At 54.7% G+C, this 21,836-nt stretch carries 22 protein-coding genes; 5 read left to right on the top strand and 17 right to left on the bottom strand.

The window, feature by feature from the left end; genetic code table 11:
* Nucleotides 1–244: 244 nt before the first annotated feature.
* Together ACLD72_RS16415 and ACLD72_RS16410 are read right to left on the bottom strand one after the other, a co-directional pair.
* Nucleotides 245–466 carry a hypothetical protein gene (locus ACLD72_RS16415; RefSeq protein ID WP_251590719.1) on the bottom strand — a complete coding sequence of 74 codons (222 nt, stop codon included), beginning with the start codon at nucleotides 464–466 and terminating at the stop codon, nucleotides 245–247.
* Nucleotides 415–759 carry a sigma-70 family RNA polymerase sigma factor gene (locus tag ACLD72_RS16410; RefSeq protein WP_128631912.1) on the bottom strand — a complete coding sequence of 115 codons (345 nt, stop codon included), beginning with the start codon at nucleotides 757–759 and terminating at the stop codon, nucleotides 415–417. The genes ACLD72_RS16415 and ACLD72_RS16410 overlap by 52 nt, the downstream gene beginning before the upstream one ends.
* A gap of 179 nt (nucleotides 760–938) precedes the next feature.
* On the opposite strand from ACLD72_RS16410, the gene ACLD72_RS16405 reads away from it, so the two are divergent.
* Entirely contained in the window at nucleotides 939–1,154 is a 216-nt protein-coding gene (locus tag ACLD72_RS16405; protein WP_410996889.1) for a hypothetical protein, read from the top strand.
* Nucleotides 1,155–1,314: 160 nt separating this feature from the next.
* On the opposite strand, the gene ACLD72_RS16400 is transcribed toward ACLD72_RS16405, so the two are convergent.
* Nucleotides 1,315–2,355, bottom strand: a complete 1,041-nt coding sequence (locus ACLD72_RS16400) for a Gfo/Idh/MocA family protein (RefSeq protein WP_410996887.1) — start codon at nucleotides 2,353–2,355, stop codon at nucleotides 1,315–1,317.
* Between the two features lie 242 nt (nucleotides 2,356–2,597).
* Here ACLD72_RS16400 and ACLD72_RS16395 point away from each other — a divergent pair, with 242 nt between their 5' ends.
* Nucleotides 2,598–3,245, top strand: coding sequence for a pectate lyase (locus ACLD72_RS16395; protein WP_458475978.1), 648 nt, complete (start codon nucleotides 2,598–2,600; stop codon nucleotides 3,243–3,245).
* A 288-nt stretch (nucleotides 3,246–3,533) separates the two neighbouring features.
* Here ACLD72_RS16395 and ACLD72_RS16390 read toward each other — a convergent pair whose 3' ends face one another.
* The 8 genes from ACLD72_RS16390 to ACLD72_RS16355 all read right to left on the bottom strand — a co-directional run bounded on the left by ACLD72_RS16390 (nucleotide 3,534) and on the right by ACLD72_RS16355 (nucleotide 10,318).
* Complete coding sequence (locus tag ACLD72_RS16390) at nucleotides 3,534–4,157, bottom strand: SGNH/GDSL hydrolase family protein (RefSeq protein WP_410996885.1); 624 nt, start codon at nucleotides 4,155–4,157, stop codon at nucleotides 3,534–3,536.
* A 196-nt stretch (nucleotides 4,158–4,353) separates the two neighbouring features.
* A complete protein-coding gene (locus ACLD72_RS16385; RefSeq protein WP_410996884.1) occupies nucleotides 4,354–5,793 on the bottom strand; it encodes an ATP-binding protein in 1,440 nt (479 codons plus the stop codon).
* 4 nt (nucleotides 5,794–5,797) lie between these two features.
* Nucleotides 5,798–6,532, bottom strand: coding sequence for a response regulator transcription factor (locus tag ACLD72_RS16380; protein ID WP_410996882.1), 735 nt, complete (start codon nucleotides 6,530–6,532; stop codon nucleotides 5,798–5,800).
* A 16-nt stretch (nucleotides 6,533–6,548) separates the two neighbouring features.
* Entirely contained in the window at nucleotides 6,549–7,340 is a 792-nt protein-coding gene (locus ACLD72_RS16375) for a lantibiotic immunity ABC transporter MutG family permease subunit (protein ID WP_410996880.1), read from the bottom strand.
* A 2-nt stretch (nucleotides 7,341–7,342) separates the two neighbouring features.
* Nucleotides 7,343–8,101 carry a lantibiotic immunity ABC transporter MutE/EpiE family permease subunit gene (locus ACLD72_RS16370; protein ID WP_410996878.1) on the bottom strand — a complete coding sequence of 253 codons (759 nt, stop codon included), beginning with the start codon at nucleotides 8,099–8,101 and terminating at the stop codon, nucleotides 7,343–7,345.
* Complete coding sequence (locus ACLD72_RS16365; RefSeq protein ID WP_410996876.1) at nucleotides 8,094–8,810, bottom strand: lantibiotic protection ABC transporter ATP-binding protein; 717 nt, start codon at nucleotides 8,808–8,810, stop codon at nucleotides 8,094–8,096. The genes ACLD72_RS16370 and ACLD72_RS16365 overlap by 8 nt, the downstream gene beginning before the upstream one ends.
* Before the next feature lie 447 nt (nucleotides 8,811–9,257).
* Nucleotides 9,258–9,392 (bottom strand): hypothetical protein, encoded by a 135-nt coding sequence (locus ACLD72_RS16360; protein ID WP_458475974.1) that lies wholly within the window; start codon nucleotides 9,390–9,392, stop codon nucleotides 9,258–9,260.
* A gap of 56 nt (nucleotides 9,393–9,448) precedes the next feature.
* Nucleotides 9,449–10,318 carry a DUF6612 family protein gene (locus ACLD72_RS16355; protein WP_410996875.1) on the bottom strand — a complete coding sequence of 290 codons (870 nt, stop codon included), beginning with the start codon at nucleotides 10,316–10,318 and terminating at the stop codon, nucleotides 9,449–9,451.
* A 203-nt stretch (nucleotides 10,319–10,521) separates the two neighbouring features.
* Between ACLD72_RS16355 and ACLD72_RS16350 the strand changes: the two genes are divergently transcribed.
* Nucleotides 10,522–11,169, top strand: a complete 648-nt coding sequence (locus ACLD72_RS16350; RefSeq protein ID WP_410996873.1) for a DUF1273 domain-containing protein — start codon at nucleotides 10,522–10,524, stop codon at nucleotides 11,167–11,169.
* A gap of 414 nt (nucleotides 11,170–11,583) precedes the next feature.
* Here ACLD72_RS16350 and ACLD72_RS16345 read toward each other — a convergent pair whose 3' ends face one another.
* From ACLD72_RS16345 to ACLD72_RS16320, 6 genes are all read right to left on the bottom strand, one after another.
* The gene (locus ACLD72_RS16345; RefSeq protein WP_410996871.1) at nucleotides 11,584–13,014 is read right to left on the bottom strand and encodes a YfcC family protein; all 1,431 of its coding nucleotides are present in this window, start codon (nucleotides 13,012–13,014) and stop codon (nucleotides 11,584–11,586) included.
* A 78-nt stretch (nucleotides 13,015–13,092) separates the two neighbouring features.
* Entirely contained in the window at nucleotides 13,093–14,688 is a 1,596-nt protein-coding gene (locus ACLD72_RS16340) for an amidohydrolase (RefSeq protein ID WP_410996869.1), read from the bottom strand.
* Nucleotides 14,689–14,703: 15 nt separating this feature from the next.
* A complete protein-coding gene (locus ACLD72_RS16335; RefSeq protein WP_410996867.1) occupies nucleotides 14,704–15,543 on the bottom strand; it encodes a sugar phosphate isomerase/epimerase family protein in 840 nt (279 codons plus the stop codon).
* 179 nt (nucleotides 15,544–15,722) lie between these two features.
* Entirely contained in the window at nucleotides 15,723–16,436 is a 714-nt protein-coding gene (locus ACLD72_RS16330) for a GntR family transcriptional regulator (RefSeq protein ID WP_410996865.1), read from the bottom strand.
* A 100-nt stretch (nucleotides 16,437–16,536) separates the two neighbouring features.
* Entirely contained in the window at nucleotides 16,537–17,352 is an 816-nt protein-coding gene (locus ACLD72_RS16325; protein ID WP_410996864.1) for a fructoselysine 6-kinase, read from the bottom strand.
* A gap of 18 nt (nucleotides 17,353–17,370) precedes the next feature.
* The gene (locus ACLD72_RS16320) at nucleotides 17,371–18,339 is read right to left on the bottom strand and encodes an SIS domain-containing protein (protein ID WP_410996862.1); all 969 of its coding nucleotides are present in this window, start codon (nucleotides 18,337–18,339) and stop codon (nucleotides 17,371–17,373) included.
* Nucleotides 18,340–18,520: 181 nt separating this feature from the next.
* On the opposite strand from ACLD72_RS16320, the gene glgP reads away from it, so the two are divergent.
* The gene (gene glgP, locus ACLD72_RS16315; RefSeq protein WP_410996860.1) at nucleotides 18,521–20,140 is read left to right on the top strand and encodes an alpha-glucan family phosphorylase; all 1,620 of its coding nucleotides are present in this window, start codon (nucleotides 18,521–18,523) and stop codon (nucleotides 20,138–20,140) included.
* Between the two features lie 239 nt (nucleotides 20,141–20,379).
* Entirely contained in the window at nucleotides 20,380–21,525 is a 1,146-nt protein-coding gene (locus ACLD72_RS16310; protein WP_410996858.1) for a phosphodiester glycosidase family protein, read from the top strand.
* The last annotated feature ends 311 nt before the right edge of the window (nucleotides 21,526–21,836 follow it).

The raw sequence follows: 21,836 nt of genomic DNA, 5'->3' as shown, positions 1-21,836 counted from the left end.
CCAGGCTAACGGACACTAACGCCCCTATTTCGCTCTAAACCCGTTCATCCAGGCCGTTTTGAGGTAAATAAGGTCTTCTGTGTCCGTTTACATTCTGCTAACCTCCGTTTTTTCGCAAATAACGGCTCTGGTGTCCCTTACCTTAGCCCCCAGACTCCTCCTCTTCTCCTCCCTCGGAATTTTTCTACTTTCTGATATGTTGAAAAAGCCTGCAAAGTGCAGGCTTTTCCGTATCCTAGCGCCCTCAGTCCTTCCGCTCCTTGATCATCTCCAGAAACTCGAGAATGATATCGGAAACGGCGTCTTCTTCAGACATATGGATAAACTTGCTTGTATGCAAAATGTCGCCTTTAAACAACTCAATCAGCTTTAACGTCGATTCGGGATCATTTTCCCTTGCTTTGCGCAGCAAATTCAGGAACTCTTCATCATCCGGGACAACTCTTTGATCATCTTTCGTTTCCATTTGTTCACCCCTTGTTGAGTCATATTCAACTCGCGGGCGACTTCCCCCTCTGTTTTGTCCTGTAGAAAGAGTTTGTAGATGATCGTTTTCCCCGTATCGGAAGGAAGCGCATTGATCAACTGTCTCACAACGATTTTGTTATCAGAAGATGAGGTGAAGCAGGTTACGGCCGGCTCGACTCCATTGAACGAACATTCCCGTTTTCTCACAGTCTTGGCTTTGTACTGAACCCTCCAAGCGATCCGATAAACTTCTTTGCGATATTGCTCGTACACGGTGTGTTGTTCTTTCATAACTACTTCCCCCTTTCATTTTCATCTTCTATATATAGGGAAATTTTGGGCTATTATATACAACCATAATTATAAAGCTAATTATTATTATAACATTTTTTCTAATTATTGGTTGTATTTTATCCAAATAAATTTCTCTATATAAGTGAAAGGCCCAAAAAATCAAAGGAGGTATTAGCATGCAAGTTGCGGATATCGTGTCGTTGGTTGCCAATGTCGGGTTTCCTGTAACGCTGTGCTTCATTCTGATCAAGTATGTGCTGCAGACCGTCGGCGATAAATTGGGCAAAATCGAAACCTCTCTAGAAGAGCTTTCCGAGCAGGTGCAGCAGTTGGAAAGCATGGTGGACGATGAAAAAACGGGAAACGCGTTCTCCACGAAAAAAATAATCTAGCAAACTTTCAGACATCCGGACTGGAAAGGTTGTACCGCCGGGGCGGCTATAAGCTGCCCCTTATTATACATATTCCCGGTTGCTCCATTTTAGAACATTCGTCCAATGATTTTGACAGAAAAAAATCCCGCCAAGGCTCCCATAGCCGGCGGGACAGAAATTATGCTTGTTTCTCAAACGGATAACGCAGTCCCCACGGTTCGCGGATTTTGTCAAGCAGGCGCATGATGGCCAGCGATTCGTCCAGGGGGATTTCCGCGCTTTCGGTCAGCCCGGCGCTCAAGGCCCGTCCGACCTCCTCCGCTTCAAACACATATCCCTTCGTTTTACGGTCGTCGACGAACGTTTCCGCTTCTTCCCCATCCGCGTACAAGGTGGCGGTTTTGGCGTTTAAGAAGCCAGGGATGTATATTTTCCCGTGGGTGCCGTGAATGTACGCATCGTTGCCGATCGCCAGCCGGACGGCTCCGTTCAGGGAGGCGATTTTGCCGTCCTCATAGGTAAGCAGCACGGAAAAATGCTCGTCCACTCCAGTTTCCCCCAGGTGAGCTGTGCTTTGGATGCGCTGCGGATTGGCGCCCAGCACCATCGCGGCAAAGGAAACCGGATAAATGCCGGCATCCAGCAACGCGCCCCCGCCCAAATCCGGATTGAGCAACCGGCCGGCCGGATTCCAGTCCACACGGAAGCCGAAGTCGGCTTTCACCAGACGCACCTCGCCGATCCGCCCGGCGTTCAGCCACTCCCGAACCTGGCGAATCGCAGGCAGAAACCGCGTCCACATCGCTTCCATCATAAAGAGCTTGCGTTCCCGCGCGTAAGCGATGAGCTCCTCCAGCTCGGCGCTGTTCACCGTAAATGGCTTTTCGCATAAAACCGCTTTGCCGGCCCGCAGCGCCAACATGACATTGTCCTTGTGCAAAGGATGCGGAGTGGCCACATAAACCGCGTCCACGTTCGCATCCGCCAGGAGCTCTTCATAACTGCCGTAAGCCTGCGGGATACGGTATTTATCCGCAAACGCCTTGGCCTTTTCCAGCGAACGAGATCCTACTGCGTATGCCTCTCCATTCCCGGCATGGGCCAGATCCTCCACAAATTGCTCGGCAATCCAGCCTGACGCCATAATGCCCCATTTGATTTTCGCCGTATCTCCCACTTGCCAATCCCCCTCCTGAGCCAAACGAATAATTTTCTCCATGATTATACTCTTTTCGGAAGACGCAAGGAAATCACCTGCATATATCCGAAAGGAAAATTCAAAAAACTAGATTCCAAATATTGATATTGTTGCTGAATAAGGATATTATTGGATATAGATGCGGCCGGAGGTGCACATCTGGAAGCGCATCCAACGGTGGAAGCAGCATACGTTTTTGACCCACCGAAAAATTTCGTTGGAGAAAGGATGGATGTGATTTGAAAAAAGCCCTAGCCCTCATTTTGTCCAGTGTAATTTTGGTAGCGCTATCAGGAGTATCACCAGCGAAAGCCGCGTCCCCTATCGTAGTCAATTCAACGATTCTGGTGAAAGCGGGGGAAACGTTTGACGGGAAAGGCCAGACTTATGTGGCGAATCCCGACACCTTGGGGGACGGCGGCCAAGGAGAAAACCAGAAGCCGATTTTCAAATTGGAAAACAACGCTACCCTGAAAAACGTCTATATCGGCGCACCGGGCGCCGACGGCGTGCACGTTTACGGCAACGGCACCATCTCAAACGTGACCTGGCTTGATGTAGGCGAAGACGCTCTGACGCTCAAAAAGTCCGGTACGGTCAATATTACCGGCGGCGGAGCGTATAAAGCTTACGACAAAGTGTTCCAGGCCAACGCGGCCGGCACGATCAACATAAAGAACTTCAAAGCTAACGACATCGGCAAATTAGCCCGGCAAAACGGCGGCACTTCGTATAAAGTCGTGTTCACGCTGGATAACTCGGACATTTCCGATGTGAAGGACTCCATTTTCAGAACGGACAGCAAATCGAGCACGGCCAAAATCACAAACACGCGGTATCATAATGTACCCACACTGTTCAAAGGGTTTGCTTCCGGCAACACCAGCCAATCCGGCAATACGAAGTATTAGAAGCGCCTCTCCCACTGCGTTTTTGTAAAGATCCCGGGAATAACGACAAAAAAGGGGTCCTGCAGAAATAGGGGAATTTATTGTCCCTATTTGAGTAAGGTGAGGACAACCAGGTGCTTTTTCCCATCCTAGTCCCAAAATAACGACATTAATTTCCTCTATTTTGCGCAGGAGCGAGCAAATCTCGAAAATAACGGAACAAATTGTCCCTATTTCCAACAGGGGGCGGGGTTTGCGCAAAAAGGGACCGCCGGAGCGAATTCCTCCGGCGGTCTTTCCGATCAGAAATTACACCTCGGTGGCTTTGATCCAGGCATCCGCGATCAGGCCGTGTCCCGCTGCCGAAGGATGGACGCCATCCGCCGCCCAGTAAGCCGGCTTAGCTTTGGCGGATGCCGCCGCAAACAAGCCGTCGAGCGGAACGAGGATCGCTTCAAATTCACGGGCGAGCTCGCGCGTGATGGCGATTTTCGGGTCAAGGTCAACGCGCCACTGTTTGCGGTCCTCCGGAACCGGCAGCACAAACGGCTCCAGCAAAATCAGCTTGGCATCCAACCGCTCCTTGGTGCGTTCCAAAATGTTGCGATAAGTCGCCTCAAATTGCTCTGCGGTTGTCACGTCGTTCGAATCGTACCCCCGCCAGGTGTCGTTAATGCCGATCAGAATCGATACCCAAGTTGGTTTGAGGTCAAGGCAATCCCGGTCCCAGCGGTTTTTCAAATCGATGGTCCGGTTCCCGCTAATGCCGCGATTTACAAAAGAAAGGTTTTTCTCAGGAAACAGATGCCCCAGCCGCGAGGCCACCATCAGCGGATAACCGAAACCCAGCGATGCGCTGTCTTCGTAATTTCTCCCGCAGTCGGTAATGCTGTCTCCCTGAAACAATACAACGTCATTCTCCTTAAAAATCATGTGTGACTGTTACTCCTTTCGTTTCCCCAAGTTAGTCCGGCGTTCGGAGCGGATCTTATGTAAGCGTTGTCGAATCTGGGCTGGCAAACCGCCCGCTGTCGTACGCATATATTATAAGCCATTTGCCGGCTTGCCGGAATACGGCGATTATCGGACAATTCAGGGCGGTTGCCGGGCAACCGCCGGTGCGATCGCCCTATTCTCCCGCAGCTGCGGCGGCAATCGCAAACGTCACTACCGCTCCGCCGTCCTCCGCGTTGCCGGCCTTAATCCAGCCCCCGTGGCTTTCAACGAGCCGCTTGGCGATGTAAAGGCCCAGGCCGGAGTGGCCTTCCGCCTGCCCGCGCGCTTTGTCGGCCCGGTAAAAACGCGCAAACACCTTTTTCTCCTCTCCAGGGTTAAAACCGGGACCGGTATCCCGAATCCGAAAAAGGAGTTGCTCCGCCGCAGCTTTGAGGTCAACTTCGATCCGCCCGCCTTCCGGAGTGTAAGAAATGCTGTTGGAAATAATATTTCCGAGGATCCGCTCCAGCTTTTCCGTATCGATCCGGTATTTCCCCCCAGCTCCTTCCGGGTGAAAGAAAAGGTGAATCCCCTTGTCCCCGGCGGCCGGCTCGAATTGCCCCACCAGTTTTTCAGTCCAGGGGACAAGCTCCACCGGCGAAACATTCAGCCGTCCTTCGAACCTTTCCAACTCGGCGCTGTATTGAAGCTGGCGCACCAGCCCGGCGCTTTTTTGGGCATTGTCGTGGATCACCGAAAGATAGCGGCGGCGCTTGTCCTCCGAGCCCCCAGATTCCAGCAAAGCTTCGGCATAACCCGAAATGAGCGATATCGGCGTTTTCAGATCATGGGCCAGCGCTTCGATCATTTCGGCTTTTTCCCGCTCCAGCCGCCACTGCGCGGACAAGGAAGAACGAAGCTCCTCTTGCATTTGCGCGAACGCGGCGCACAATTGGCCAAGTTCATTGCCGGACCGGTACTCAATCGTGAAGTCCAAATCCTTGTCGGCAATTTTGCGGGACGCCTGCATCAGCATGCGGATCGGCTCGTTCATCCGCCCGGCGATTCGTCTTGCGAACAGCAGCGTAAACAACAGGATATAAAAAAACGGCGACAGTAAAATAGCGATGTAAACGGCCGCCAGCCAGCCGCGGCCTTCGGCGTACGTCGGGCTCAGCGTATAGGAAAGCAGGACGGCGCCCGAAATCCGCCCGTCCCCGCCGATCACCGGCACCGTCTGGACATACCGGCCGCGGAGGCCGGTCACCGTGTTCAGCCCGTCGTACAATTGCCGTTTCCCTGCAAAAATTTGGTCGCGGAAAGTTCCATAGATATAGTCTCCTTCGCCGTCGACCACCTGATAAAGGAAGCCGGCCGCGGGCACTTTGGCTTCCAGCGCTTCCCTCCGGGACGGATCGAGCAAAGCCGTGTTTTTCTCCCGGATGTATTCCTTAATGCCTGGAATTTGCTTTTCATAGTAGTTGGCCGGATAGATGCTGCTGTTTTCCATCCGGGTGAACAACAGAGCTCCAAATGCATAGGTGATGGCGGTGGCCACCAAGCTGAGCACCAGGATCAGCGCAAAGCCAAGGATAAACTGCGATTTCAGCGACCAATGGGCGATTTTTTTCATGTGCCTACCCCTTATTCCATTTGTAGCCGATGCCCCATACGGTCTGGATATAGTCCCCGAACGGATCGGCCGCGGCCAGCTTGGCCCTGATTTTTTTGATATGTTCAACGACGGTGGACGAGTCGCCTTCCGCATCCAACCCCCAAATCCGTTCATACATCTGCTCCCTGGAAAAAACCTGCCCCGCGTGCAGTGCGAGCAGCTCAACGATCTCGTATTCCCTCCGGGTCAGCGCCGCCGGCTCGCCGCAAACCGTCACGGCCATGCCTTTCAGGTCGAGCTCCAGGTTCCGCCAGCGAAGAAGCGTCTGTGCGGCTTTTTCCGTACCGGCAGTGCCGGCGGTATCGGTAGTCCCCGCAGTGCCGGCGCTCTGTCTGGCGCGTTCCTCCCGGCGCAGGTTGGCCTCGATGCGGGCGAGAAATTCCCGCAGGCCAAACGGCTTGACGATGTAATCATCGCCTCCGAGCGAAAAGCCCTTGACCCGGTCGTTTTCCGACTGCCGGGCGCTGACGAAAAGGATCGGACAGCGAACGGTGTCGCGGATCGCCCGGCACACGTCGAAGCCGTCCCGCCCCGGCATCATGATGTCCAAAATGACCAGATCGGGCTGCGAGTCCGCCAGCTCGATGCCGCGGTCTCCGTCGTACGCGGCCAACACGTTGTGCCCTCTTGCCGTCAGCTCGTCTGCCAGCAGCTCCACCATATCCCGTTCGTCGTCAACGATCAAAATCGTACTCATCGCAACCTCCGCCAATCTATTCGTAAGTTTTGCGTCCTTCCCAGCGGACAAACCATATTGTACCGCAGATTGTGAGAACGATAAACGCGGCAAGTGCCAGCAGGAGGGCGGTGTTGGCCTGCCGGAGGTACAGCTCAAGGGCCAGGGCGCCTTGCCCCTGCTGAAATTCCGGCTGTTGCTGCATCAGCGGCAGCAGCGACAACCTGACCGGCCAGGCCCAGGGGACGAATGTCCAAATCCGCTCCCCGATGGCCGTGGCGCCGACGATCGCGGCGAGCAGAAACCCCGCCCCGCCGGCAGCGGCGGAGGCGCCCATCCCGAAAGCGAGCGCCAGCCATATGTGCAGCGCGCAAAGCGCCAGCGAACCAAGCGCCGCATACGCCGCCCCCGCGAGAAAGAAGCCGGCATCGGCGTTGGCTATGCCAAGCAGCGTCCCCATGCCGATGACGAGCAGCAGCGTGGCCGCGAGAATGCCGCAGCCAATGGGCAGCATCACCATCAGCAGCTTGCCCGCGTAGCTCAGCGCTCGCGGTTGCCGCCGCCCAAGCAGCCCGCCGAAGCGCCCGGCCTGCTCCTCCTGTATGGCGAGCATCCCGGACAGCAGGCCGATGGCAAGCGGCAACGCGGAGGTAATCAATTGGAAGAACGCGTCGTACATCGAGTTCGCCAGCCCCGGCGTTAACGGCCGGCCCGAATAATACCATAGCAAGATTCCCGCGGCCAGCGGCGGCGCCGCAAACACGAGCCAGCGGTAACCGGTGCGCTTGGTGAGCAGCCAGTCGGTGCAAAGAATGCGCAGAAGAACCATCGTTAGCGCACCTCCCTGCGGCCGTACCACAGCGCGGTCAGGAACAGGCTGATGGCCAAAAACGCGATGGCGGCCGCGAAACCGGCCGGGATGACGGCACCGCTAAGCAGTGGATCGCCGGCCGGCAGCGGGACGCCGTTCGGATGGACCCCGACGAGCGGGGCCATCAGGCGGGTCGGCCAGCTCCAGGGGACAAACAGCCAGTACGGCTTCGAAGCGGCAAGAACGCCCGCGAACATCCCGGCCAAACCGAGCAGGAGCGAGACCGCCTGGCCCTTCCATGCCGCGACGAGCAGATGCAGCGGGATCAAGGCCGCCGACAGCAGCCAGACCACCGCGCTGGCCATGGCAATCTCCGCGAAAGGGATCGGGCCATCGGCAATCAGCAGGCCGGCGATCAGGACCGACACGACCAGCACACCGGTGGAAATCAGCGTGTGCCCGGCCAGAACGGCCGTTTTCGCCAGCCACAAACGCCGGGGCGAAACCGGTAGCGCCCGCAAGGAGCGGTCGGCGCCCGATTTTTTCTCGCGGGCTTCCGTCAGCCCGCACAACAGCGCGGTCCCGACCGGCACAAACAGCACCGGCCACCAGTTAAACACCATGAACAGCAGCGCGTCCCAGCCGCCGATACTCTGGTCAGGCATCAGCATTTTGACGACGATCGCGTACAACACAAAGAACAAAGGAGCGCCGCAAGCCAGTTTTCTGGCAAAGGTGCGTTTGGATTTCAAAGTTTCCGCCCGAAGCAGATTAAGCATGGCTTGTTCCCTCCTTCGCCCGGTTGCCTTGGACTACTTCCATAAACAGCGCCTCCAGGTCGCTGCCGCGCCGGTTCGTCCCCTCATAACACAGCCGTCCCCCGCTGATGATGCCGATGTCGTCGGCGGTATGCTCCACTTCGCTTAAAATATGGCTCGACAGAATCACCGTGATGCCCCGCTCCGGAAAAGAGCGGATCAGTTTGCGCAGATCCTGAATGCCAAGCGGGTCAAGCCCGTTCGTCGGCTCGTCCAAAATCAGCAGCTTCGGGTTCTGCACGAGCGCGACCGCGATGCCCAACCTTTGCTTCATGCCCAGCGAAAATTGGGACGCCTTTTTACGGCCGGTACCGGTCAAGCCGACGATCTCAAGCACCTCCCGGATCCTCGTTTCGGGCAGGTTCAGGAGCCGGGTGTGCACCAGCAGATTTTCGCGGGCCGTCAAATTGCCGTACAGCGCCGGGGATTCGATCAGCGCCCCGATCTCTGCCAGGCAATCGCGGCTCCACGGCTTGCCGTTCACCCATATTTCGCCGGAGGTAGGCCGCAGCAGTCCCGCGATCATTTTCAGCGTTGTCGTTTTTCCGGCCCCGTTGGGCCCCAGCAGTCCATATACCGTGCCCGGGCGAATATGAAGCGAAACGCCGGAGACGGCGCTCTGTTTGCCAAAGCGTTTTTCCAGATTTACCGTTCGCAATACTTCATTCATTTCCCATCATCCTCTGTCATTATTCCGGGGATTTCCCCCTATGCCAGAGAGCTTATCAAGCAATTATAAAGAATCGCTAAAGATGGGCTCGCTGCATCCGAAAAAAATTTCAGCTCTATTTGTTCAAAAAATTGTTTGAAATTTGACACAAAATGTTCAATAATATAATCAGACACAAAACGTTCACAATTTCATCTTGTCAGTGAACGAATTAAAGTGCGAGTTCAAAATGGCCGGTTTTCAGCAGCTAAGATCAAAAGCAGGCTTTTTGAATTACCTCTTAAAGGAGCTGACCCTCATGTGGCAAAACGGAAGCGATTCTAAAGGCACCGCATTTTTGTGGATTGTTGCGCTGGGTACGTTTTATGCCGTGTTTTACACGATGTTCACTCTTTTCTCGATTCATGGATAATAACACTTCGTTTTTGTAATCGCTAACAGACAAACCTATACAACAATACTGCGCTTGATACGATGCAGTTTCCATGCACCCAATAAAGCAGCCGCAAAAAAAACAAACCGCTTGCCCGTCCGCATCATGCGAACCGGGTCAAGCGGTTTGATTTTTGCTTCGCGTTCCACGCAAAGAGAGCGGGTGCTCGTTGCATCCCGCCCTCGTTCGCTCTGTTGTTATAACATTATGCCGCGCTGTCCAAAACCTCTTGCGGCACTTTGATTTCGGAAATTTCGTTGTGCTTGGAGATCGTGCTGTTTATCTTCATATCGAACGAAACGCTTTGGCCGTCCTGGCTCATTTCCATTGTCATCTCAACATTCGATTTCGTCGGCAAATAAGTTTCTTTGTTCACGGCGCTGGTAATTTTGATGCTTTTAATGTTCATTTGTTCCAGCATTGCTGCCGCCTGCTCGTTCCCGCCGCCGGACTGGCTCATCAGCGATTTCGCCAGCTCTTTGACGCCGTCGCCGGACACATCGGCCGTCAGGATATATTCGCCGCCTTCTTCGGAAACTTTCGCCTCGCTGGCAATCGACTTAAACTGCTCCAGCTGTTTTTCCGGGCTCGCCGATTGCTGCATGCTTGCCACGATTTGATCCCGCTGCTCATCCGGCAGTTTCATCCAGGAACCCGCGGCGTTCGTGAAGATGCCATCTTCGGTGACGTATTGCTCGAATTTCTGTTCCCCGCTGTCCGGGATGGACATTTGCGTTTCATTGTACATGGCCAAAGGTTCCTTGGTCATATCAATCTTCATCTTCGTGTCGACCTTTTGCTCTTGCTTCTGCTCCCCTGCGGTCACGACAATATTTTGGTTCACGCTGGCTTCCATCGAGAAGCTTTTCAACTCTTTGCTGGCTTCCGTTGTCTTTTGGATCAACTCGTCCACCGTCGGTACAGATCCGGTTTCGGCGTTACCCGATGTCTCCGCGGTTGCCGGCGTTTGCGCTCCACCTTCGGCATTGCCGCCTTTTGCTGCCTTTTCTCCCCCACATGCTGTCAAACTTACTGCCAAAATTGCTGTCAATAGTACTGTGACCCACTTCTTCAAAAGCTTGTCCTCCTAAATTATGTATTCTTATCAATGTTATCTAACATGCTGTGAAAGGAATAGGGAAAATAGTCCGATTTCTCCAAAGTCCAAGGTCCTCATTATATAGTTATTTAGAACTATCCTTTGCTTCCGGAGGAACGAAAACGTGTAAAAGTTTATAATAGAAATATTCCTATATAGAAGTATAAGGAGTTTTCACCTTGAAAAATATTCTGGTTACCGGTTACCGTGCGCACGAGCTCGGCATTTACAGCAATAAGCACAAAGGCATCCCCTATATCCGCCAAGCCATCGCCGCCCGGCTCATTCCGCTGGTGGATGAAGGGCTTGAATGGGTGATTACGCCCGGGCAGTACGGCGTTGACCTGTGGGCCTGCGAAGCCGTGTTTGCCTTGAAGCGGAGGTACCCGCAGTTGAAATGCTCCATCATTACGGCCTACAGCCGTCAGGAAGAGAAATGGAGCGAAGAGAAACAACAATACTACCGGCAAATCCTGCAGCAGGTGGACTTTTTCGCCGAAGCGAGCAAAGAACCGTATACCGGGCCTTGGCAGTTCAAGGCCAGGGACGAGCTGTTATTCCGCAAAACGGACGGCATCCTGCTCGTTTATGACGAAGACGCGGGCGAAGCCAGCCCGAAATTTTTCAAAGAGCGCGCCTTGAAAAAACAAACCCAAGACGGATACGCCTACTTCAGCATCGGCTCCGAAGAAATCCAGGCGATCGCCGACGAAGAGCAAGTCGCATATATCGATGACAGCTTCGACGGTAGTCTCGATGGCAGCTCTGACGACAGCTCTGATGGCAGCTTGGACGGGAACCTCGGTGGTAGCCCGGAATACGAGTGACAAGCAAGCTTCTCGGAATACAAATCGTTTTCTACTAATGCCATGCCAGTTTCCCACCAAATGCAAAAGTGCAGGCGATATTTGTCGAAGCTGCTCAATATGGGCGGTTCAAATGCAAAAGTGCAGCTCACACTCGCCCAAATAACCATAATTTGTAAATTCAGGCGAAATCAACTGCACATTTGCATCCCATTCCCCTTGAAACGTGAAATTCGGAAGAATCAACTGCACTTTTGCCGTTGGTTCTGCAAAATAAGAGAGAGAACGTCTGTTTATCGGCCAAGTGTTATACATAGCTTAGCCGCTTGCAAGAGTGCGGACGGTCAAGCCTGCCTCGTAAGGTATCGGCTATAGGCCTTCCACTAAAACGTAGGCGGGCCCGCCATCCCCTTCATCCAAGCCGCAGTTCCCCACTCACATCCCTACCGAGGCGGAGATGGCCGCAAATACGGCCGCAATAATCCACAGGACGGCGAACAGCTTGATGATCACTTTGATCCATTGGCCGAAGTTAATGCGGGCGATCGCCAGGCCGGCCAGCAGCACCCCGCCGGTCGGGGAGATCAGGTTGGTCAGGCCGTTGCCGAACTGGTAGGCCGTGACGATCGCTTCGCGGTTGATGCCGACTAAGTCGCCCAGCGGCGCCAGCACCGGCATCGTCAATGCCGCTTCGCCGGAGGAGGAAGGCACCAGGAACGTGATGACGTTATGCACCAGCAGCATGATCGTCGTAAATGCGTAACTCGGCAACCCTTTCAGCAGGTTGGCCAAAGAGTTCAGAATCGTGTCGATGATCATGCCGTTTTCAGCGATGACCAGAATCCCGCGGGCCAAACCGATAATGACGGCGGCATAAATGAACTCGGCGCAGCCTTTGACGAAATTTTCCGCCATTTCGCGCTGGTTCATCTTCGACACGATGCCGGCAAACAGCCCAAGCGCAAAAAACACCGCCCCGATTTCGGTCATGTACCAGCCTTTGGCCAAAATCCCCCACACGATCAGCCCCAAAGTGGCGACAAATCCGCCGACGATCAGCTTGTCCCGTACGGAGAAAACCACCTCTTCGCCGCTATCCTCCTTAAGAAAAAGCGGACGGGTCAGCAAATCGCTTTTGAAGACGATCGATTTCTCAGGGTGCTTTTTGACCCGGTGGGCATACCACATCGTAAACGCGATCGAGACGCCCGTAAACACGATCCATTCGATAAATCGCAGCCACAGCTGCGGATTTCCGTGGACTCCGGCCACCCCCTGCGCGATCAGGACCGAAAACGGATTGGTTGTAGAGCCGACGTAACCGATTTGCGTACCCAAAAATAGAATCAGGATCGCGGTCATCGAGTCAAATCCGAGTGCAAACATCAGCGAAATGAAGATCGCGTACAGGGGAATCGTCTCCTCGCTCATCCCGAACGTGGAGCCGCCGAGGCTAAAGATCACCATGGCGATCGGAATGACGAGAATCCCCTTGTTTTTGAGCCGCCGGGCCAACGCCAGCAGCGCCCGGTCCACCGCCCCGCTCTGCAAAATAATGCCAAAGGCCCCGCCGACGATCAGCACGAACGCCACGACATCCGCGGCATTGATCAAACCTTCCATCGGTGCGCTCAAAATCTGCGGGATCCCCTGACGCAAATTCCCGTTTTCGCCGCTTTTCGGCACGGTGTGATACGTCCCCGGCACGATCGCCGATTTGGTCATGCCGTCGACGGTAACCTCCTGGCGGTCAAACTGTCCGCTCGGCACAACCCAGGTCAGCGCGGCCATCAGAACGATAATGGCAAAAATCAACACATAGCTATGAGGCAGGGACCATTTCCGTTTTTTATTTTCCGCTTCCATTGAAATCCCCTCTATTTCCGGATTTGTATAAACTAAGCAGTAAACATGTCGTTATAAGACGTCTTCTTCAAAATAACATTATTCCCTAATTCCCCTAATTGGGCCAACCTTGTCATGCGTAATCAAACCGCCGGAAATCGTCAATACCGCCTTGGCGCTTCTTAAGTCCGCAGCTGGGGTTCGCAGCAGATTGCGGTCGAAAACGGCGATGTCCGCATATTTGCCCGGCGTGAGCGTACCCGTCTTCTCTTCCATGTAACAATGCTTCGCGCCGTTTACGGTCCATGCCCTCAGCACCTCCGCCGCCGGCATGCCCCGTTCGGGGTACCATCCGCCTTCCGGCGACCCGTCCGGGAATAACCGGGCCGTTGCCGCGTAAAGCGAATCCGGCACGCTCGTGATGAACAACGGCAAATCCGTGCCGATCGTCACCGTCACGCCGGCATCCAGCATCGCTTTATAATCGTAAAAACGGCTCTCCCCCGTTTTCCCTGCTACCTCGCCCATATAGGCTTGTTCAAGGGACGGATTCAATAACAGAATCTGAGCGTACACTTCCGCAAAAATCCCCAGATCGGCCATCCTCGCCAAATCGTCCGGATGAGGATATTCCAGATCGCTGATAGAGTGCCGGATGTCCCAGTTTCCGTTTAGCTTGCGGCACTTCTCCAGTATCGAAACCGCCCGGCGGATCGCCGCGTCGCCTTCGGCGGTCAGCGTACACTTCAACCCGTGGCGGTCCGCCTCAAAAACCGCAGCTTCAATCGCCTCGTAATCGACCGGCCGCAGGTTCGTCACGCCCGGCAGATCGGCATATGGCTCCAGCATATCTCCGGTATGATCGGCCACCACGCCGTCCACCATGATCTTGTAACCTTGGAATCGGAGCTTGTCGCCGCTATAGCGCGCTTTGTAATCCAGCCCGGCCGTAACGTTAAGCGGCTCCAGCACAGGCTCCAGCGCGAAGTGAACCCGCAGTGGGAGCCGCCTGCTCTCCTCAAGGCTCGTCAACACGGGCAGCAAGCCGGCGTAGTCGTCAAAGCCGATATCCTTGATCGAGGTCACTCCGCGCCCCGCCAGCATGCGGCAAAACTCCAGAAACTCGGCTTCCACCAATTCCCGGTCACGCAGCATGTCCCGCAGGAGCAGCGCCCGGGCTTCCGCGCTGCACCGGTCCGGCGTAAATCCGTATTTCGCGATCGCAGTCGCGTTCATCCAGCAGTAGCTTTTGTTACGATTGATCGCTATCACCGCCCGGTCCGGAAACGCCTTGTCCAACGGCCCCTGCTCCGGCAGGCCGCCCCAGTCGGCGGCATCCCAACCGAAAGCGTATACATTTCCGCGAGCAGGCAAGGTTTCGGCATACCGGAGCAGCATATCGAGCGCCTCCCCGCTCGATGCCGCGGCCGATAAATCCAAACCTCGGTGCATCGACATATATCCGGTAAAAAACACATGATTATCGTGAATCCCGGGCATGACCAGTCCGTCTCCAAGCTCGTAGACCTTCGTCTCCGGCCCGATCCACTTCACCGCCCCGGACTTTGGCCCAACCGCGCTGATCCTCTCGCTGCATACGGCTACAAACCCTGGAGCGGTCTCGTCTTCCGTACCGGTAAACAGGGCGTTTGACAACAGCACGATATCCGCACAGGCATCATTTGTCGCTTTCATCTTAACCCTCCTACGCTAGTCTTTCCCGATATATTTCTCAAGCGCTTCCATAATCCGCCGATCGGTTTCGTCAGGGCGCTCATAATAGTGGAAATCGGTAATTTCCTGTCCCAATAACCCCTGATACCCATAATTGTTCAGCGTTTTGATCATGGACTCCAGCGGAAAGGTTCCATCGCCCCAAGCCAGGTGGCCGTAAGGCGTCCCATCAATGAAATGGAGGTGCACGATCGATTCGCCTAGCGCATCAAACCACTGCTCCAGCGTCTCTCCGGCAATGCCCATCGCCGTGGTGTCCACCATCAACCGGAAGGCCGGAGAAGCGATCTCATCCAGCATTCTTTTGGCGTCCGCGAGCGTGGTCACAATCTGCGACTCTTCCGGGCGCAGCGCCTCCATGGCGATCACCACGCCTTCCTGTTCCGCTATACGGGCCAGATGGGACAGCATGTCCGCAGATCTCGACCAGGCCTCCTCCTTCGTTTCGTTCAAGTAACCGTAACCTGAATTGACCGTCATCAACTTGCAGCCGAGCTCGGCTGTCGCCTTAACCGCATTGGTGAAATAGCTTTTGCTTTTGGCGAATTGTTCGGGGTCGGGGGCCGCGATATTATACGGATAAATAATCGATTCCGGCGTAAACGCGCCGATTGTCAAGCCGCGGGCCGACGCCTTGCGCCGGACGCTTGTGCAGTCGGCGTAGCTTAGCGCATCCATATAAAAATGCGGCGCCCCTCCCCACAATTCAACCGTACGCATGCCGGCCTTTTCCACCGAGTCCAAAAAATAATCCAAGGAGTAAAACAAATAGTGAATATTCATTCCCGCAACTTGCCGGCGTTGTATGCTGGACATAATAACAACTCCTTATAAGAGACTTTGAATCATTTGGTTTAAGAAATCCGCCCTTTCGCCAATACGTCTTATAACGTTATATCCAAAAATATACAGCCCCGCATTATGCCGAAGCTATAGAGATAGAAGCTATAAGGATACGTTCCAAAGCGAAACTCGCGGCAAAAGGGCGGAAGCGGTTAAAGCGTAAACCGGTAGCGGTCTCCGATGATATATTGCTTGCCGACATGAACGGGCAAACCCTGATCATCGCAAATCACCGTCTTCATATAAAACAGCGGTTTGCCGATCTCAGTTTCGAGCAGCCGGGCTTGTTCCTCATCCGCCAGCACGATTTCCAGCGTCGTTTCCCCCGGCTGATTCGGATCGATCCCGTATTTGTCACGCAGCAGGTCATACAGTGAGCCTTCCAGCGGTTCATCCAGCAAAAAAGAATACCGATGCCCCGGGTAGTAATTGTTCTCCAGCATCAGCGGGTGGTCTCCGGCGTATCTTTTTCGCTGAATATAGATCGCCTTCTCCCCTTTCGCCAGTTTAAGAACGTGCTGGAGCTCGGCATCGGGAGCCACGATTTCCCTTTGAGTCACCTCGCTGCGGGAAGTATACCCGTTCGCCTGGCAAGCCGCCGTGAAGCCGATCAGATGCTCGATTTTCCGGCCGATTTTGGCGTGGCTGACAAAGGTTCCTTTGCCCTGCCGTTTGGTCAAGTAACCCTCCTGGACCAGCTCCTCGACCGCTTTGCGGACGGTGATGCGGCTGACGTTATAACGCTCGCTGAGCTCCGTCTCCGTGGGAATTTTCTCCCCCTGCTGAAACATGCCGTTGAAAATATTCGATTGGATCGCTTTTTTCAATTGTATATATAATGGTTCAGGATGATCTGCGTTTAACATGGTTACCTCGCTTGTTATATAACGTTATATTCCCTCTCTCAAAGCGTATCAAACGTTTTCATTTTGCACAAGCGAGTACCGTTAATTTTTCCACCTAAATTCATTCGTACGAGACGCCGAAGCCAAACGATCCTTCCACCAGGCAGCTGGCCGCCGCAAAACGCGAGCCTTCCTCCATGGCTTTCGGGATATCCCGGTCCTGAAAATAACTCAGCAGAAACGCGGCAATATAGGAGTCCCCCGCTCCCATCGTATCCACCGCCTCGACGATGTCCGGCGTATGGAAATGGAAGTTGCTTCCGTCATAGACCATCGATCTGTCACTGCCGCGGGTGGCGGCGATCAGCCGGTTTCCGCCTTTCCATTTGGAGCGGATATATTCCATCGTGCTTTCCTCCGACATATGGCTGCAGGAAAAGAAGGCAAAATCCGCGTACGGGATATACCGCTCCACCTGCTCGTCCTCGAAATCGTCGGAGAAGTCGAAAGAGATCGGGACGCCAAGCTCCTTAAGCTCGGGAAGCAAATGCCCCGTATGGCTGTAGAGTCCCGTATGCATCACGGCGAAGGAGCGGATATAGGCCTTGTCCTCTTCGTCGAGCTGAAGGGGATTCAGCCGCGTGACGCCGCCCTCATTGCTTCCCAGGAACACCCTGTCGCCATTTTCCAGCGTCACCCGGGCGCAGCCGTTCTCTCCGCTGTAGTGGCGGCACCGCGAAATATCGATGCCAAGCTCCCGCACCGTGTTCTCGACATGCCGCGCCTCGCGATCATCTCCGAACACGCCTACAAAAGCGGCTTCCACGCCGAGCTTCTTCGCAAATACGCTGAAGTTCAGCGCATTGCCGCCCGGATACATCGTTTTTAGATGAACGTATTTGTCCACCACATTGTCGCCTATTCCTAAAACTTTCATGTTGTCACCTGCTTTCGATCAGTATGCCACTTTCCCCATGTAACGGCGGGTTTCCAACGGATGGTTGCGCACGTCCGCCAACGCCTCGCGGTACACGCAGAGGATGCTGTAGAACAGAATCGGGTTAAAAAACTCCACCACTTCATCGGCGATCGTGCCGATCCCGAGTTCCTTGGCGTCCACGACTTCCACTTTTTCCGCATACTGCTTAAGGAAAGTCAAGGCGCGTTCGTCCAGGGCGCGGGTACGTCCTTCGTTCATCATCAGGATAAACGGCGTTTCTTTATCCGTTACTTCAAACGGACCGTGGAAATATTCGCCCGAATGGATCGGCGCGGCGTTCAGCCACTGCATTTCCATCAGGGAGCAGATGGCGAAACCGTAAGCATGGCCATAGGAAGCACCGCTGGACAAAATATAGAACAGATCCTCCGCGCGGTATTTGTCCGCAAACGTTTTGGCCCGGGGAGCCACCAGCTTTTTCCCGGCGACAATGATCCCGTTGATCTTCCGCATGCCGCTTTGAAAAGCATCGTAATGGACGTATCCTTCAACCGTGTTCAGAATCTCCACCACGAGTTCGAGGATAATCGCCATCGGGTTGTTTTTGACATCGCTGTCCTCTCCCCACTCATACAGGAAAGCATGGTCGGAATACTTCAGCAGCGCGGCTTCCTTGTTGTGCGTCAGGCCGATCGTATGAGCCCCCTGTTCCTTGGCTACCTTGGCCGCCGCCACCGATTCCGGCGTGTTGCCGCCGTGCGAGCAGACGATAACGACGGAGTCTTTGTTCAGCCGCTTCGGCAGCGCATGAACAAATTCGTTGGCCGTATACAGGCCAGTTACGACTTTTTGGGCCTCGCTTTCCAAAAAATATTTCGCCGGATACATGTCGACGAGAGAGCCGCCGCAAGCGACGAGGTAAACTTCCGTAATGCCGTTTTCCGTCTTTTCGCTAATCGTGCTGATCACTTTCGATACGTTCATATTGTTCTCTCCTTTTTATATAACGTTATATAACGTATTATTTACAAATTCAATATAACCGCTTTCAAAACCGGCGTCAAGGCCAAATTGGCTAAAATCCATTTCCCTCAATTTTTCGTCACATTTTGCATACGATATCAAGAATCTCCGGAGTCGTGTTCCCATCAAAGGAGGTATTCTCATGAACGAACAGAAACTGCCCGCCGTTGCTTATTTTTGCATGGAGTACGGGCTTCATTCCGATTTTAAAATGTACGCCGGCGGCCTGGGCATTTTGGCCGGTGACTATATCAAAGGCGCCAAAGATTACGGCGCGCCGATCGTCGCGGTCGGCATCAAGTGGAAACAGGGCTACACCGATCAGCGGATCGGCCCTGACGGCAAGCCTTACGATACGTTTGAAAATCGAGACTACGATTTTCTTGAGGACACCGGCGTGACGGTCACCGTCAAAGTCCGCTCGGCGGACGTTTGCTGCAAGGTATGGAAAATGGAAAAGTTCGGCAACGCGCCGCTTTATTTGCTGGACACGGACCTGCCGGAGAGCGGCAATGCGTGGATTACGGAGCGCTTGTACGGGGGCGGCTTCGGCGAGGAGCGGGTCGCCCAGGAAATCGTGCTGGGTATCGGCGGCGTCAAAGCGCTGCGCGCGCTGCAGATCCCGGTGGATGTCTATCATTTCAACGAAGGTCACGCCGTGCTGGCGGCCACCGAATTGATCCGCGAAAAAATGCAGGCCGGGCTCACGTTTGAAGCCGCCTGGCGCCAGGCTCGCGAGGAAGTGGTGTTCACCACCCATACGCCGGTCAAGGAAGGTAACGAAGCCCATCCGCTCGACCTGCTCGAAGCGATGTCCGCCTATAACGGATTAAGCCGCGAGCAAATGGAGCGCATCGGCGGAAATCCGTTTAATATGACCGTTGCCGGTTTGCGCCTGTCCCGCGTTTCCAACGGCGTGGCCGCGCTGCACGCGGAAACGGCGAACCGCATGTGGCAAGGCGTCGCCGGGCGCTCCGAGATCATCGGCATCACTAACGCGATTCACCTTCCGACCTGGGCCGATCCGCGCATCGCCCGCGCCTACGAGGAAGACGGCGATTTATGGGCGGTTCATATGGAGCTGAAGCGTGAATTGATCGAATTCATCCGGGAGCACAGCGGGGCCGCCTTGAACCCTGACCGGCTGCTGATCGGCTTTTCCCGCCGGGCCGCGCTTTACAAACGCAGCGAGCTGATTTTCTCCAAACCGGAAGTGATCGCCCCCTACCTCGAATCCGGCCAAATCCAAATCGCCTTCTCCGGCAAAGCCCACCCGAACGACGAGGCCGGCAAGCAAATCGTCGCGGGTCTCGTCGCCATGGCGCAGAAGTACCCGGGCAGCGTCGTTTTCCTGGAAAATTACGATATGACGATCGGCGCCATGCTTACCCGCGGCTGTGACGTCTGGCTAAACAATCCGCGCCGGCCGCTGGAAGCGAGCGGTACGTCGGGGATGAAGGCCGCGGCCAACGGCGTGCTGAACTGCTCGATCCTCGACGGGTGGTGGCCGGAAGCTTGCGCGGACGGCGATAACGGCTGGCAATTCGGGGACGGCTACGAGACGGACGATCCTGCGGAAGCGGACCGCCATGACGGCGAAGCACTGTACGATACGCTGCTGAACCGCGTGCTCCCGGCTTATTACGACGATCGGGCCCGGTGGGTGCGGATGATGCGGCGCAGCATCGAGACGATCCGACAGTCCTTTTCGACCGGCCGGATGCTGGAGGAGTATTATCGTAAAATGTATATTTGCAATTAACCTCCGCCGCAAGGCCGCAAAGATAAGGAGCCAAACTGGCAATTTGGCGGGTTAGCGGGTTGGCGGAACGAGATGCGCACTTTGGGCGGCTTTTGGCGGAACTGGGCACCCGCTATGGGCTGACATTATGGAACAGACCGTGCTTCTTTAGGAGCAGACGGTCTGTTCTTTTTGGGTCTTCCGACCGATATTACTTAATGAGACATCATCAGACATAAGGAAGAAGGAGTACATATTTTATGAAAAAGAAACTTCTGCTGTTGTTACTCGCTATGATCTGCATCGTACCCGCCTCGATTTCGGCCTCATCCGCACCTCCTCCCAAAAACGTCGTCCTGATCGACGCCAAAAGCGGCCGCGCTTTTGTACCGGTCCGCATTTTAAGCGGGTTTGAAGGGACAAGTGTCCAGTGGAACGCCGCCGAGCAAAAAATCGATATCGCTAAAGGCGATGTACAGCTTACGATGTTTGTCGGGAAAAAGAGCGCCGCAGTCAATGAGCAGTCTCGTTCGTTAACCGACGCTCCCTTTACTGAAGCCGGAGTCACGTACGTCCCGCTGCAGCAAGTAAGCGAAGAGCTGAATTTGCCGATGGAGCGGGACAAAAGCTTGTCATCGCTCAGCCTGGGGCAAGGCGAGGAACGGTTGACCCTGCCGCTGGCCGGCCGGGGGGCGACGGAAAGCGGCGGTAAGCCGATCGTCAGCGAACGCAAGTCGTTTAAAGTCGGCGGCAAAACGTTTAGCGTGCAGATGGTTACGATTTCGCTGATGGACCCGAAGGTCCGGCTGGACGTTGTGCTGGCGGGCGATAAAGTCGGCAAGGTCGAAGACTTAAGCAGCATCGCCAAACGTCATGAGGCCGCCGTCGCCGTGAACGGCACTTTTTTCGATGCCTATACATCAGATGCCTATAAAGCGCCGTACGGCTATATCGTCAGCGGCGGCGAAATAAAAAAGACAGCTTCCGGCGACAAGCGGACGATTTTCACCTATGACCAAAACCTGCTGGCCCAGCTTATTCCGGGCAAGGAGTTCAGCGAGCGGTATGCCGAAGGCCGGATGGAAGGCGCCTTGCAGGCCGGACCACGCTTGGTTGTAGACAGCAAAGTAGCGCTCGACGTCAAGGCGGAAGGCTTCAAGGACCCGAAAATCCTAACCGGCGGCGGCGCCCGCAGCGCCCTTGGCCTAACCCGCGACCACAAGCTGATCCTGCTGACGACCGGCGGCGCAACGATCCCGCAGCTCGCGGAAATCATGAAGCAGGCCGGCGCCTATCAAGCGATGAACCTCGACGGCGGCGCTTCCAGCGGGCTGTACTACAACGGCAAGTACTTGACAACGCCGGGCCGCAAAATCAGCAACGCGCTGATTGTGAAATATCAGTAGGGCGCGAGCGAGTGCTAATGCGGAAGCCTTGTTCTGCATAGCCATGGGCGGATGGATCTCACTTACCAGCAGGTAGATGCACCCCTTTCCGGTGGGCAAATGCAAAAGTGCATGCGAACTTCGTCGAAAGCCCCCGAAACGGACGGTTCAAATGCATAAGTGCAGTTCATTTCCGCCGTAAAATCAAAATTCGCCCCAATGGGCTCGCGGCAACTGCACTTTTGCAGGCGAACCGCCTCGGGGAGCGGAAATTCCCCTAAATCAAATGCATTTTTGCATTTCGTGCAAACCCGCATCCAATATAAACGGCA

The sequence above is a fragment of the Paenibacillus lacisediminis genome, assembly GCF_046567315.2.
The sequence above is the reverse complement of the archived record's forward strand: the minus strand, read 5'-3'. Positions and strand labels throughout refer to the sequence as shown.